This window comes from Allobosea sp. P2_A10 (genome assembly GCF_056405115.1).
In genome coordinates, this window is sequence record NZ_JBFUCS010000014.1 from 92,986 (window position 1) to 105,525 (window position 12,540).

Annotated in this window: 9 protein-coding genes; 4 read left to right on the top strand and 5 right to left on the bottom strand. The window is 66.1% G+C overall.

Annotated elements, in window-relative coordinates:
- The first annotated feature begins 56 nt into the window (after positions 1-56).
- Positions 57-3,602 carry a transcription-repair coupling factor gene (gene mfd / locus AC1DZY_RS19170; RefSeq protein ID WP_476821738.1) on the top strand — a complete coding sequence of 1,182 codons (3,546 nt, stop codon included), beginning with the start codon at positions 57-59 and terminating at the stop codon, positions 3,600-3,602.
- Here mfd and AC1DZY_RS19175 read toward each other — a convergent pair whose 3' ends face one another.
- Both AC1DZY_RS19175 and AC1DZY_RS19180 read right to left on the bottom strand, forming a co-directional pair.
- On the bottom strand, positions 3,603-4,622 hold the full coding sequence (locus tag AC1DZY_RS19175; protein WP_476821739.1) for an AMP-binding protein: 1,020 nt from the start codon (positions 4,620-4,622) through the stop codon (positions 3,603-3,605).
- Positions 4,623-4,630: 8 nt separating this feature from the next.
- On the bottom strand, positions 4,631-6,469 hold the full coding sequence (locus AC1DZY_RS19180) for an extracellular solute-binding protein (RefSeq protein WP_476821740.1): 1,839 nt from the start codon (positions 6,467-6,469) through the stop codon (positions 4,631-4,633).
- A 257-nt stretch (positions 6,470-6,726) separates the two neighbouring features.
- Here AC1DZY_RS19180 and AC1DZY_RS19185 point away from each other — a divergent pair, with 257 nt between their 5' ends.
- Positions 6,727-7,521, top strand: coding sequence for an invasion associated locus B family protein (locus tag AC1DZY_RS19185; protein ID WP_476821741.1), 795 nt, complete (start codon positions 6,727-6,729; stop codon positions 7,519-7,521).
- Between the two features lie 89 nt (positions 7,522-7,610).
- Here the strand turns inward: AC1DZY_RS19185 and hspQ are convergent, their stop codons facing one another.
- The 3 genes from hspQ to AC1DZY_RS19200 form a co-directional block, all read right to left on the bottom strand.
- Entirely contained in the window at positions 7,611-7,940 is a 330-nt protein-coding gene (gene hspQ / locus AC1DZY_RS19190; protein ID WP_476821742.1) for a heat shock protein HspQ, read from the bottom strand.
- 126 nt (positions 7,941-8,066) lie between these two features.
- Positions 8,067-9,116, bottom strand: coding sequence for an HpcH/HpaI aldolase/citrate lyase family protein (locus AC1DZY_RS19195; RefSeq protein WP_476821743.1), 1,050 nt, complete (start codon positions 9,114-9,116; stop codon positions 8,067-8,069).
- A gap of 223 nt (positions 9,117-9,339) precedes the next feature.
- A complete protein-coding gene (locus AC1DZY_RS19200) occupies positions 9,340-10,194 on the bottom strand; it encodes a hypothetical protein (protein WP_476821744.1) in 855 nt (284 codons plus the stop codon).
- Between the two features lie 198 nt (positions 10,195-10,392).
- On the opposite strand from AC1DZY_RS19200, the gene AC1DZY_RS19205 reads away from it, so the two are divergent.
- Both AC1DZY_RS19205 and AC1DZY_RS19210 read left to right on the top strand, forming a co-directional pair.
- Positions 10,393-11,364 carry an AEC family transporter gene (locus AC1DZY_RS19205; protein ID WP_476821745.1) on the top strand — a complete coding sequence of 324 codons (972 nt, stop codon included), beginning with the start codon at positions 10,393-10,395 and terminating at the stop codon, positions 11,362-11,364.
- A 44-nt stretch (positions 11,365-11,408) separates the two neighbouring features.
- Entirely contained in the window at positions 11,409-12,539 is a 1,131-nt protein-coding gene (locus AC1DZY_RS19210; protein ID WP_476821746.1) for a CaiB/BaiF CoA transferase family protein, read from the top strand.
- Position 12,540: the final 1 nt, after the last annotated feature.

Genomic DNA, 12,540 nt, shown 5'->3' on the forward strand with positions numbered 1-12,540 from the left:
CTCCCAACCGGGAGAGGGGTTCTTCCAGCGCCAGCTTCTCTTGACGATTGCCGATCATGATCGCGCCTCCCGCCCAACTCGCTAAACTCCAGATCGAGCGCATCCTCGATGCGCTCGATCGTGGCGACAAGCCGACCCTCGCGAGCGTTCCCGACGGTTTCGACGCCGTCATCCTCGCCGATCTCGTCCGCGCCCGAGCCAAGAAATCCGAAGGCGCGGCGATGCTCGTCTTCGTCGCGCGGGATGGCCAGCGCCTGCAGGTGCTGGAGAACGCGCTCCAGTTCGTCGCGCCCGATCTCGAGGTGATGTCGTTTCCGGCCTGGGACTGCCAGCCCTATGACCGCGTCTCGCCGGCGCCCTCCATCGTCGCGCACCGCATGACGACGCTGTCGCGGCTCGCCAAGACCAGGTCCGGCGACAAGCCGCGCCTGCTGCTGACCACCGTCAACGCCGCGCTCCAGCGCGTGCCGGCCTTCTCCAAGGTCGCATCGGAGAGCTTCTCGGCCGCGCCCGGCAACATGGTCGATACGGACCAGTTGGCGCGCTGGCTCGACATGAACGGGTATCTGCGCACCTCGACCGTGCGCGAGACCGGCGAATTCGCCGTGCGCGGCGGCATCGTCGATCTCTATCCGCCGGGCATGCCGGCCCCGATCCGGCTCGACTTCTTCGGCGACGCGCTGGAATCGATCCGCACCTTCGATCCGGAGACGCAGCGCACCACCGGTCAGATGCGGGGCCTCGACCTCGTGCCGATGTCCGAGGCGCAGATGACCAGCGAAAGCATCAAACGCTTTCGCCAGAGCTACATTACGACTTTCGGCACGCCCGGCCGCGACGACACGCTCTACGAGGCGGTCAGCGAAGGCAGGCGTCCGGCCGGGCTCGAACACTGGCTGCCGCTGCTGGCAGACAAGCTCGACACACTCTTCACCTATCTGCCCGACGTGCCGCTGATGCTCGACCATCAGGCCGAGGATGCGGTCGGCGAACGCATCAGCCTGATCAAGGACTATTACGACGCCCGCAAGGCCGCGATGGATCAGCCGAGCGCCGGCGGCGCGCCCTATAAGCCGCTGAAGCCCGACGCACTCTATCTCTCGCCGGTCGACTGGCGCGGCATCGTCGACCAGGCCGGCGTCGCGTCGATGACGCCCTTCCAGCTGCCCGACAGCGACGGCAAGCTGATCGTCGATCTTGGCGCAAGACAGGGTCGCAGCTTCGCCGCCGAGCGCGCCGACAATGCCGGCAGCGTCTTCGATGCCGCCGTCGCGCATGTGAAGGCGCTGCAGGCCGATGGTCGCCGCGTCATCCTCGCCGCCTGGTCGGAAGGTTCGCGGGAGAGGCTGGCGCATGTGCTGGCGGATCATGGCCTGAAGACCGTCCAGACAACGGGTTCGCTGCGCGCCGCATTCGACCTCAAGCCCGGCACGACGGCGCTCGCCGTCTGGGGTTTCGAGACCGGCTTCGAGGCCGGCAAGCTCGCGGTCATCGGTGAACAGGACATCCTGGGCGACCGTCTCGTGCGCCCGCGCAAGAAATCGCGGCGGCCGCAGGATTTCATCAATGAGCTGTCTTCGCTCAGCCCCGGCGATCTTGTCGTTCATGTCGATCATGGCATCGGCCGCTTCATCGGCCTGCGCACGATCACGGCCGCCGGCGCGCCGCATGACTGCCTCGAAATCCACTATGCGCTCGCGGCCAAGCTTTTCCTGCCGGTCGAGAACATCGAACTGCTCTCGCGCTACGGCTCCGAGGATACAGAGGTCCCGCTCGACCGATTGGGCGGCGGCGGCTGGCAGGCCCGCAAGGCCAAACTGAAGCAGCGCATCCGCGAGATGGCCGGCAAGCTGATCGCCATCGCGGCCGCCCGCGCGCTCAAGGAAGCTCCGCGTCTGATCCCGCAGGAGGGGCTCTATGACGAGTTCTGCGCGCGCTTCCCTTATGAGGAGACCGAGGACCAGCAGGCCACGATCGACGCCGTGCTCGACGACATGGCGGCGGGGCGGCCGATGGATCGCCTCGTCTGCGGCGATGTCGGCTTCGGCAAGACGGAAGTGGCGCTGCGCGCCGCTTTCGCCTGTGCGCTGAACGGCAAGCAGGTCGCTGTCGTGGTGCCGACGACGCTGCTGGCGCGCCAGCACTACCGCAACTTCGCCGAGCGCTTTTCGGGGCTGCCGGTGAATGTCGGCCAGGCCTCGCGTTTCGTCGGCGCGCAGGATCTGAAGGCGGTCAAGGCGGGCGTCAGGGACGGCACGATGGACATCGTCGTCGGCACACATGCGCTGCTTGGCAAGGCGATCGAGTTCAAGGATCTTGGCCTCGTCATCGTCGATGAGGAGCAGCATTTCGGCGTCAACCACAAGGAACGGCTGAAGGAGTTCCGCGCCGAGGTTCACATGCTGACGCTGACCGCGACGCCGATCCCGCGCACGCTACAGCTCGCGATGACCGGCGTCCGCGAACTCTCGATCATCGCGACTCCGCCGGTCGATCGACTGGCGGTGCGCACGTTCGTCACGCCGTTCGACCCGCTGATCGTGCGCGAGGCGCTGCTGCGTGAACGCTATCGCGGCGGCCGCAGCTTCTATGTCGTGCCGCGCATCGAGGATATCTCCGACGTCAAGGACTTCCTCGACAAGCAGGTGCCCGAGGCCAAGGTCGGCATCGCCCATGGCCAGATGGCGGCGGGCCAGCTCGAGGACGTGATGACGGCGTTCTATAACGGCCAGTACGACATCCTGCTCTCGACCACGATCGTCGAATCCGGTCTCGATATCCCCAGCGCCAACACGCTGATCGTCCACCGCGCCGACATGTTCGGCCTCGCCCAGCTCTACCAGCTCCGGGGCCGCGTCGGCCGCTCGAAGGTCCGCGCCTACGCACTCTTCACCATGCCGGCCAACCGCAAGCTGACCGAGCAGGCCGAACGGCGACTCAAGGTTCTGCAATCGCTCGATACGCTTGGCGCGGGCTTCCAGCTCGCCAGCCACGACCTCGACATCAGGGGCGCGGGCAACCTCCTGGGAGACGAGCAGTCCGGCCATATCAAGGAGGTCGGCTACGAGCTCTACCAGCAGATGCTTGAGGAGGCCGTCGCGGCGCTGAAGTCGGGCATCGACTTCGAGAGCACCACGCAATGGTCGCCGGCTATCCAGATCGGCGCGCCGGTCATGATCCCCGAGCACTACGTCACCGATCTGACGCTGCGCCTGACCCTCTACAAGCGCCTCTCGACGCTGGACGACGACGGCGACATCCAGTCTTTTGCCGCCGAACTCGTCGACCGCTTCGGGCCGCTGCCGGAGGAGGTCCAGCAGTTGCTCGAGATCGTCGCGATCAAGGCTTTGTGCAAGCGCGCCAATGTCGAGAAGGTCGAGGCCGGCCCCAAGGGCATCATCGTCGCCTTCCGCGACAACGAGTTCGCCAACCCCGAGGGGCTCGTCTCCTATGTCGCGAAGATCGGCACCCTGGCGAAGGTCCGTCCCGACATGCGTGTCGTCTTCATCGACGATTTCGAGACGGCGGAAGCGCGCTTGAAGGGCACACGGCGATTGCTGACGGATCTCGCGCGGATCGCGGAGCGCAAAAAGGTGGGGTGATCAGCGCCGGCTGACCGCGATCTCGACAGGGCTCGCGACGTCGATATCGACGATCGCCACGTCGGGCCGGCCGAGCGCCGGCAGGGCTCGCGGCTCGCCGCCGCGCTGCACGAAGACGAGGCTGGCGAGCGCGGCATCCTCGGCGAGCCTGGATCGGGCCACGGCCGGCTCCATCGCGCCCGGAAGCACGAGATGGACGTTGCGGCCGCCAGCGACGCAAGCCTGCAGATCGCCGAGATTGAACAGGCCCAGCGGGAGCAATTCGACGCCGGTCAGCATCGCCATGCCAGGCCCGCTGGCGAGAGCAGCGAGATCGCCGCCGACCAGCGTGGTGACGATCCGCGACGATGACAGCGGCTTGAGCAGCCGCGAGATCTCCAGCGCCTTGCCGAGCACGTCGCGCTCGGACATCCGCATCGGCCCGGCCTGCGTGGAAGCATCGACCGCCTGCAGCGTCGGGCGTTCGTCCTGCACCGGCAGCGGGTGGAGCCCTGCGGTCGCCATCAGCGTGTCCAGCGGCGCGACGCCATCAGGCACGTCCTGCCCGAAACCACCGACGAAACGCATCCCGAAGGAGCGCACCGCGAGATCGCGCAGTGTGACGAGCGGCTTCATCGGTCCGAGCCGGCCGACGCCGAGGGCCATCACCGCGCCCGAACGCTCGATCAACCGCAGCAATTCGTCGTCGCTGGCATGGAGCGGCAGCATCAGTGGCGACAGCCCGGCCCGGAGCGAGGCGAGCACGCTGACGATCGCCTCCGGGCCGAGCGGCGCGAGGATGGCGACGGTCGCGCCGGCCTGCGCGCGGTTTATCGCGAGCAACCGCGCCAACTGATCGATGCGCTCATCGAGCTGCGCGAAGCTCAGCGAGGTCGGAATGACGTCGCTCCAGCCGCGCCGCCCCGGCGGATCGCGCAGCGCCGCCTCGTAACCGCGTCCGCGCGTCAGCGCCTTGAGCAGCGTGTCGAGGCTGAGCCCGTCGAGCAGGGCGGAGGCGGCGTCGTCCTGGTCGGCGCGCATCTGAGCCCTTAATTGGCTGGTGCTGGCGGCGCTGGACGGCGCGCCAGGACTTCGGTTGCGAGGAAATAGGCCGGCTTTCGCGCCGGCAGGACGACATCGCGCGAATGTGCCAGCCACGTCTCCGGCAGGTAATAGAGCGGCACGACATAAAAGCCCGAGAGCAGGAGCCGGTCGAGCGCGCGAACCGCGGCGACGAAATCCTCGCGTGCCCGTGCGCCCAGGATGGCCTGCAAGGCGGCGTCGACCGCGGGTGATTTCACGCCGGCATAGTTCAGCGCGCCCTTGCGGTCGGCATTGGCCGAACCCCAGCGGCCGATCTGCTCGTTGCCGGGCGAGGCCGAGGCCGGCCAGGTCCACTGGATCATGTCGAAATCGAAGGCCGCGAGCCGGCGCCAATACTGGACGTCGTCGATCAGCCTGACCGAAACCACAATGCCGAGCCGCCCGAGCGATGAAGCATAGTTCAGCGCCAGCCGTTCCTGCGGCCGGCTGGTCACTGTGATCTCGAAGGCGAGTGGGTCGCCGCCCTTCATATTGCGCAGGACGCCATCGACCATGCCGAATCCGGCCTGATTGAGCAGCGCGAGCGCCCGGCGCGCCTGGTCCCTGTCGCGGCCCGAACCGTCGGTCGAGGGGGGCGACCAGCGCCCGGACAGCATGTCCTCGCGAACGCTGCCGGGAAAGCCGGCGAGCAGCGCCTGCTCACGCGCATCGGCGGCCACGCCCAGCGCCGACAGCTCCGAATCCGAGAAGAAACTGCCAGCCCGCTTGTAGACGCCATGGAACAGGTTGCGATTGACCCATTCGAAATCGAACAGGATGCCGAGCGCCTCGCGCACCCGGATATCGGAAAAGAGCGGCCGGCGCGTGTTGAAGACGAGACCGGTCATACCCTTGGGCGACTGGAAGTGAAGCGCTTCACGGACGATGCGGCCGTCGCGCACCGCCGGGACGTCGTAGCCGGTCATCCAGCGCGTCGGCTCGCCTTCGAGACGGACATCGTAGAGCCCGGCCTTGAACGCCTCGAACAGCGCGTTGGCGTCTCGATAAAAATCGTAGCGGATCTCGTCGGCATTGAAGAGCCCGCGTGTCAGCGGATGGTTTTCGGCCCAGAAATCGGCTCGCCGCTTCAGGGTCAGGGCCTCGCCGGGCCGGACCTCGCTGACGAGATAGGGGCCCGAGCCGAGAGCCGGCTTGAAGCTGGTCTCGCCGAAGCGCTCGGCATCCGTCGCATGGCGCGCGAAGATCGGCATCGCGCCGATCACTAGCGGCAGTTCTCGGTTGGAGCCGTCGCCGAGTTCGAACACGATCCGGCGCGGGGAGGGCGTCTCGACCTTCGTCACGCGGCCGAGACTCGAGCGATGGAACGGCTTGCCCTTGCTCTTGAGCATCTCGAAGGTGAAGAGCACATCGTCGGCGGTGACGGGCGTGCCGTCCGAGAAGGTCGCGCGCTCGTCGATCTCGAAGGCGAGCCGCGTGCGCTCCTCGTTCAGTTCGACGCCGGAGGCGAGCAGGCCGTAGGCCGTGAACGGCTCGTCGGCCGAACGGACGAGCAGGCTCTGCTGGACGTAGCGCGGCACGGCGTCAGGCGCGACGCCCAGCACGACGAGCGGGTTCAGGCTGTCGAAAGTGCCTTGCAGCCCGAAGATGATCCGCCCGCCCTTGGGTGCGTCGGGATCGGCATAGGGCAGATGCGTGAAACCGCGCGGCAAGGCCGGCTCGCCATGCATGGCGATCGCTGCGCGCGGAGCCGGTGATTCGGCGCKCGCGATTGCGCCCGGCGCAAGGATCAGCGCCAGACTAAGCAGTGTCGTCCTTGCGGCAGCACGGAAGGCTGCTGGGGTCACGCGAAGCAAATCCGTCTTCCGAGCTGATTCCCGAACCCTAGAATAACACGGTGCAGACGCTGCGATGCAGCTATTCGGACTGGAGTCCGCCAGCGGAACTGGTTAAAGGGCGTGGCGAGTTGTCATTCAAACGCCTCAATCGCCCCTGATGTGCACGGCTTGCGGCAGCCGGCATTCATATGCGATGGGGCTGTCGCGGGTGACGCGCGCGGCTTGCGAAGTCGTGGTCCCGAATTCGCAGATTTAAGGAAAGAACAATGTCCGCTTCGTTTCGCCTGCCTTCCCGCGCTCTGGGCGTAGCCCTCAGCGCCGCGCTCGGCTTTGCTCCCGCCGCCGCCTTCGCCCAGGCGCAGCGTCCGGCACAGCGGCCTGCCGCGCCCGCTCCGGCTGCTCCCGCCGCCCCGGCGCAGCCGCAGGCCGGAACCGGTCCGACCGTCGTGCAGGTGAAGCCGGAGCCGTCCCAGACCACATGGACCAAGGTCTGCGGCAAGGACCAGGCCGCCAACAAGGAGATCTGCTACACCACGCGCGATTTCGTCTCCGACCAGGGCCAGCCCGTGCTTGCGGTCGCGGTCTATGACGTGAAGGGCGACCCCAACAAGATCGTGCGTTTCCTGATGCCGCTCGGCCTGCTGCTGTCGCCGGGTATCCGCTTCGGCGTCGACACCGCCCAGCCGACGCCGGGCCGTTACGCCATCTGCTTCCCGAACGGCTGCTTCGCCGAGGCGACCGTCAAGGACGACTTCATCAACGCGATGAAGAAGGGCGCGACGCTGAGCGTCAGTGTCCAGAACCAGGGCGCCCGCGAGGTCTCATTCGCCATTCCGCTCGCCGATTTCGGCAAGGGCTTCGACGGCGCGGCGATTGATCCCAAGGTTCTGGAAGATCAGCAGAAGGCCCTGCAGGACGAACTCGCCAAACGCCAGGAAGAGCTTCGCCAGCGTCTCGGCGCCGGCGGCGCCAATGCCGCTCCTGGCGCGCCGGCAGTTCCCGGCGCAGCGCCGGCTCCGGCCATCCCCGCGCCTGCGCCGGCCGTCCCGCCCAAGCCCTGATCGATGCTGCTGGCTCCAAACTGAAAAGGCCGGTCCCTCGGGACCGGCCTTTTTCATGTCTTGATGCCTCTTGGGGAAAAGCCGTCGGCTCAGTTCAGCCCGGCCCGGTCGATGGTGTAGCGGCCCTTGCGGTCGCGTCGGAAGAATTCCTTGGCCTGCGGATGGCGGATCGGCCGCCCGGATTCATCGACGACCAGATTCTGCTCTGAGACATAGGCGACGTACTCGGTCTCCTCGTTCTCGGCGAAGAGGTGATAAAATGGCTGGTCCTTCGACGGCCGGAGGTGCTCCGGAATCGCCAGCCACCATTCGTCCGTGTTGGAAAAGGTCGGATCGACGTCGAAGATCACGCCCCGGAACGGATAGACGCGGTGTTTCACCACCTGTCCGATCCTGAATTTCGCCGAACGTGCTTCCATGATCCCACTCGTTCACACTAGGACAAGGCAGGCCACCTCATCCGCCTTCGCCGCGCGATCTCGCGCTTGCGTTAGGATTGCGTCGCAAATACGTCAAAATCAACTGGTTCCGGGCGGAACCACCGATCACATCCCGTAGCGCACAGCCAGTTCGGGATCGCGCCCGGCGACTTGCCGCGCCAGATCGACGATGACCTTCGCCTGTTTCCAGGTCGCGTCGTCCTGCATCTTGCCGTCGATCATCACCGCGCCGGAACCATCGGGCATCGCCGCGATGATACGCTGGGCAAAGACCACCTCGCCGGGGTCGGGGCTGAAGACGCGCTTGGCAATGGCGATCTGGGACGGGTGCAGCGTCCATGCTCCCGAGCAGCCGAGCAGGAAGGCGTTGCGGAACTGGGCTTCGCAGGCGTCCATGTCCGAGAAATCGCCGAACGGACCATAGAAGGGCTTGATTCCGGCCGCGGCGCAGGCATCGACCATCTTCGCCAGCGTGTAGTGCCAGAGATCCTGCTGCGCCACGGCGCGCGCAGCCCCATCCGATGAAGGGTCGGCGATGACCTTGTACTCGGGATGCCCGCCGCCGACACGAGTCGTCTTCATGGCGCGCGAGGCTGCGAGGTCGGCCGGCCCCAGGCTCATCCCGTGCATGCGCGGCGAGGCGGTCGCGATCGTGTCGACGTTCTTGACGCCTTCGGCCGTCTCCAGGATGGCGTGGATCATGATCGGCTTGGGCAACTGGTGCCTGGCCTCGAACTGCGCCAGCAGCTGGTCGACATAGTGGATATCCCACGGACCCTCGACCTTCGGCACCATCACGACGTCGAGCTTGCCTCCGATCTCGGCCATGATTGCAGTGATGTCGTCGAGGAACCACGGCGAGTTCAGCGCATTGACCCGCGTCCACAGGCCGGTCTTGCCGAAATCCACCGCCTTGCCCATCGCGATTAAGCCGTCTCGCGCCGCCTGCTTGGCCTCGACCGGAATTGCGTCCTCCAGATTGCCGAGCACGATGTCGACCTGACCGGCGAGCTCACCGACCTTGGCGCGCACCTTCTCCAGATGCGGCGGCACGAAATGGATCATTCGCTCCAGCCTGAGCGGCAGTTCGCGAAATGGCTCGGGCGCGCCGATCGCAAGCGGGCGGAAGAACTGGCGCGGCGTCTTGGTCGTCATGGGAAAGCTCCATGCTGCATTGCGGCGAATGTGCCGGAGCTTGCTGGCGACGTCCATCGGACATTCGCCCAAGGAGACTCCATGCCTAGGAAGGTAAACCTAATGAAATTATAGGTTATAATTCCTAGTATTTTTATCCTAACCTGCAGTGCGACCGACGAGCTTCGGCGCCTTGTCCGGAATTTGTCCCGCTAGCGCGCGATTGGACTCAGCCGTAGTTCGCTCAGGACCAGCCGAGCGGGTCGTTCATGACGGGGCGCGTGAAGATCGACCGATATGTCGGTGGATTGCCCGCGAGATTGCTGGTCGTCGTCCAGCCGACGCCGACCTGGTCCTCGAAGCTGCGCGCGATGGGGACGGTGAAGGTCGAATAATGCGCATCCTCGTCGCCTGCCTTGCCCCATTCGGCCACGCTGACTTCCGCCAGGTTGCCGGGCTTGACCTGCCAGCCGTCGATCAGGCCGATGTGCTCGTAGGGATGGAGATTGCAATGCGTCACAACGACATCGCCGATCTGGACCCTGGTCGGATCGAGGCGCCGACGCTCCTTCGCCGCGTAATATTTGATATCGTTGACGGCGGCTCCGCAGAAATTCCTGACGAGCCCGTTGCAGTCCAGCGTCATGAACCTGTCGGCATATTGCTGCGCAGTCGGAAAGGCGCGCGGCGCGCCCGCGACGTCGGTACCCTCGAGCTTGATGCGGCCGATCGCCATCGCCAGCCGCAGCGTATCGGTGATCTCGTCGGGGCTGCCCTTGCCGAGAAATGCGTTGAAAATGGTCACGGCGTAGAATTCCTCGGTTGGGAAGATCCAGCCGAGCGGCACCTGATCGAAGACGAAACGCTCGCCGCAGGGGGTCTTCGTATTGCCGTGATGGGCCATGCGTAACGCGGCGGTGAAGATTTCATACTCTTTCTTGACCGGGTCGGCTGGGAAGCTCTTGTTGCCCTGGCCAGGATATTTCCGCGAGCCCCAATACGATCCGTACGCGGTTACGCCAGCGCTTTCGGTCCGCAGGGTGAGCGGGTTCTCGACTTCGAGATAGGTGTAAAGGTCGAGATACTCTTTCGGCGTCATGGCAATTCTCCCGAAAAACCTGTGCAGCTCAGCGGCAAATCTTTGACAGGATGAGAACCTGTTGTCGCAGCGTCAAGCCCGCATCGGCCGGAAATCATTCCGAAACGCCACTCGGGATCGTGCTTGCGCGCGTCGGGAAAGACGGTATTGCGACACGATGATGCGATGCATGCCGCTGTCGCCGCCTGATGCGTCCCGATGTCCGATCTCACTGCCATCTTCAATCTGGTCGCTCCGTTCTTCGGGCTGATCCTGCTCGGCTACGCCATCGGCCGCTACAAGCAGTTGCCGGAGGCTGGGCTCGCCTGGCTGCAGTTCTTCCTGATCTATGTCGCGCTGCCGCCGCTGTTCTACCGGCTGATCGCCGACAAGCCGCTCAGCGAACTGAGCAACTGGCGCTTCGTCATCGCCACCACGCTCTCGACCTTCTGCGCCTTCGCGCTGTCCTTCGCGATCGGGATGAAGTTCACCGGTCGCGACGTGCCGCAATCGGTGATGCAGGGCGTCGCCGGCTCCTATTCCAACATCGGCTATATGGGTCCGCCGCTGATCCTGGCGGCGCTGGGGCCGGCGTCGAGTGCGCCGCTCGTGCTGGTCTTCGTCTTCGACAGCATCCTGCTGTTCTCGCTCGTCCCCTTCCTGATGGCGATCGCCGGCGTCGAGAAGAAGAGCCTGCTGGCGACGACCGGCGAAATCATCTGGAAGGTGCTGACCCACCCCTTCAACATCGCAACCGCGGCGGGCGTGATCGCGGCTTTCACCCATCTGGAACTGCCCTCGGCGCTCGACAAGATGACGCTCTGGCTTTCGCAGGCGGCCGCGCCCTGCGCGCTCTTCCTGCTCGGCGTCACCGTCGCGCTGCGGCCGCTGAAGCGCATGCCGGTCGAGGTGCCGCTGCTCGTCGCAACCAAGCTGGTGCTGCATCCGCTCCTGGTCTGGGTCCTGCTCTCGCTGATCGCCGATGTACCCGATCACTGGATCTTCACGGCCGTCATCATGGCGGCGCTGCCGCCGGCGCTGAACATCTTCGTCATCTCGACGCAGTACCGGATCGGCATCGAACGCGCCTCGGCCTGCATCCTCGTCGGCACCATCGTCTCGATGGGCACGCTGACGGGCTTCCTGTGGCTGGTGAAGACGGGCAGGATGGCGGCCGACCTCTTCCCCTGAGCCAACGGCCGTCTTGCGCGGCCAGATCCGCGAGACCCTGTCGAATGCTGCCGCTCGACGACCTGATCGTGCTGGATTTCTCGACCCTGCTGCCGGGTCCGCTCGCCAGCCTGTTTCTCGCCGAGGCCGGGGCCGAGATCATCCGGATCGAGCGTCCGGGCGGCGAGGACATGCGCCGGTTTCCGCCACGCTTCGGCGAGACCTCGGCGCCCTTCGCCGTGCTCAACCGCGGTAAGGCCAGCATCGAGATCGACCTGAAAGAGAGCGACGCGCTGGCGCGGCTGACGCCGCTGATCGCGCGCGCCGACATCCTGATCGAACAGTTCCGGCCCGGTGTGATGGAGCGACTTGGCTTCGGCTATGCGGCGCTGAAGGCGCTCAACCCCCGACTGATCTATTGCTCGATCAGCGGCTATGGCCAGACCGGGCCGCGCGCCCACGAGGCCGGCCACGACATCAACTACCAGGCGATCGGCGGCCTGCTCGGCCAGTCGCTCAAGCGCGGCGAGCCGCCGCCGCTGCCGCCCGCGCTCGTAGCCGACATCGGCGGCGGCACGATGCCGGCCGTGCTCAACATCCTCCTCGCTTTGCGCCAGCGCGAACGCAGCGGGGCAGGCTGTCATCTCGACATCGCGATGAGCGACGCGATGCCGGCCTTCTGCTGGTACGGATTGGCTCAGGGACAGGCGAAGGGGCGCTATCCGCTGGGCGGGGAGGGCGAACTCACCGGCGCGACGCCGCGCTACGGCCTCTACACCACGCAGGACGGCTGGTTTCTCGCCGTGGGGGCGCTCGAACCGAAATTCTGGGAGACATTCTGCGACGCCATCGCGCTCGATCCCGCCTTGCGCCGCGACCGCGACGATCCCGACGCGACGCGCACCGCGATCGCCGCGATCATCCTGACGAGGCCGGCTGAACACTGGCGCGCGCTGCTCGAGCCGCGCGACTGTTGCTGCACTGTCGTGCGAACCTTGGAAGAGGCGATGGCCGACCCGCATTTGACCGCGCGCGGCCTGCTCGATGCACAGGCCGAAGAGCCAGGCGGCATGCGGCTGGTCTCGACGCCGCTGCCGCTCGCACCGGTCTTTCGCGAGAAGGCCGAGGCGCTGCGACGGGTGGCGGCCGTCGGGGCCGACACAGTGCGGCTGCTTGGCCGATCCGAAACGGATTGAG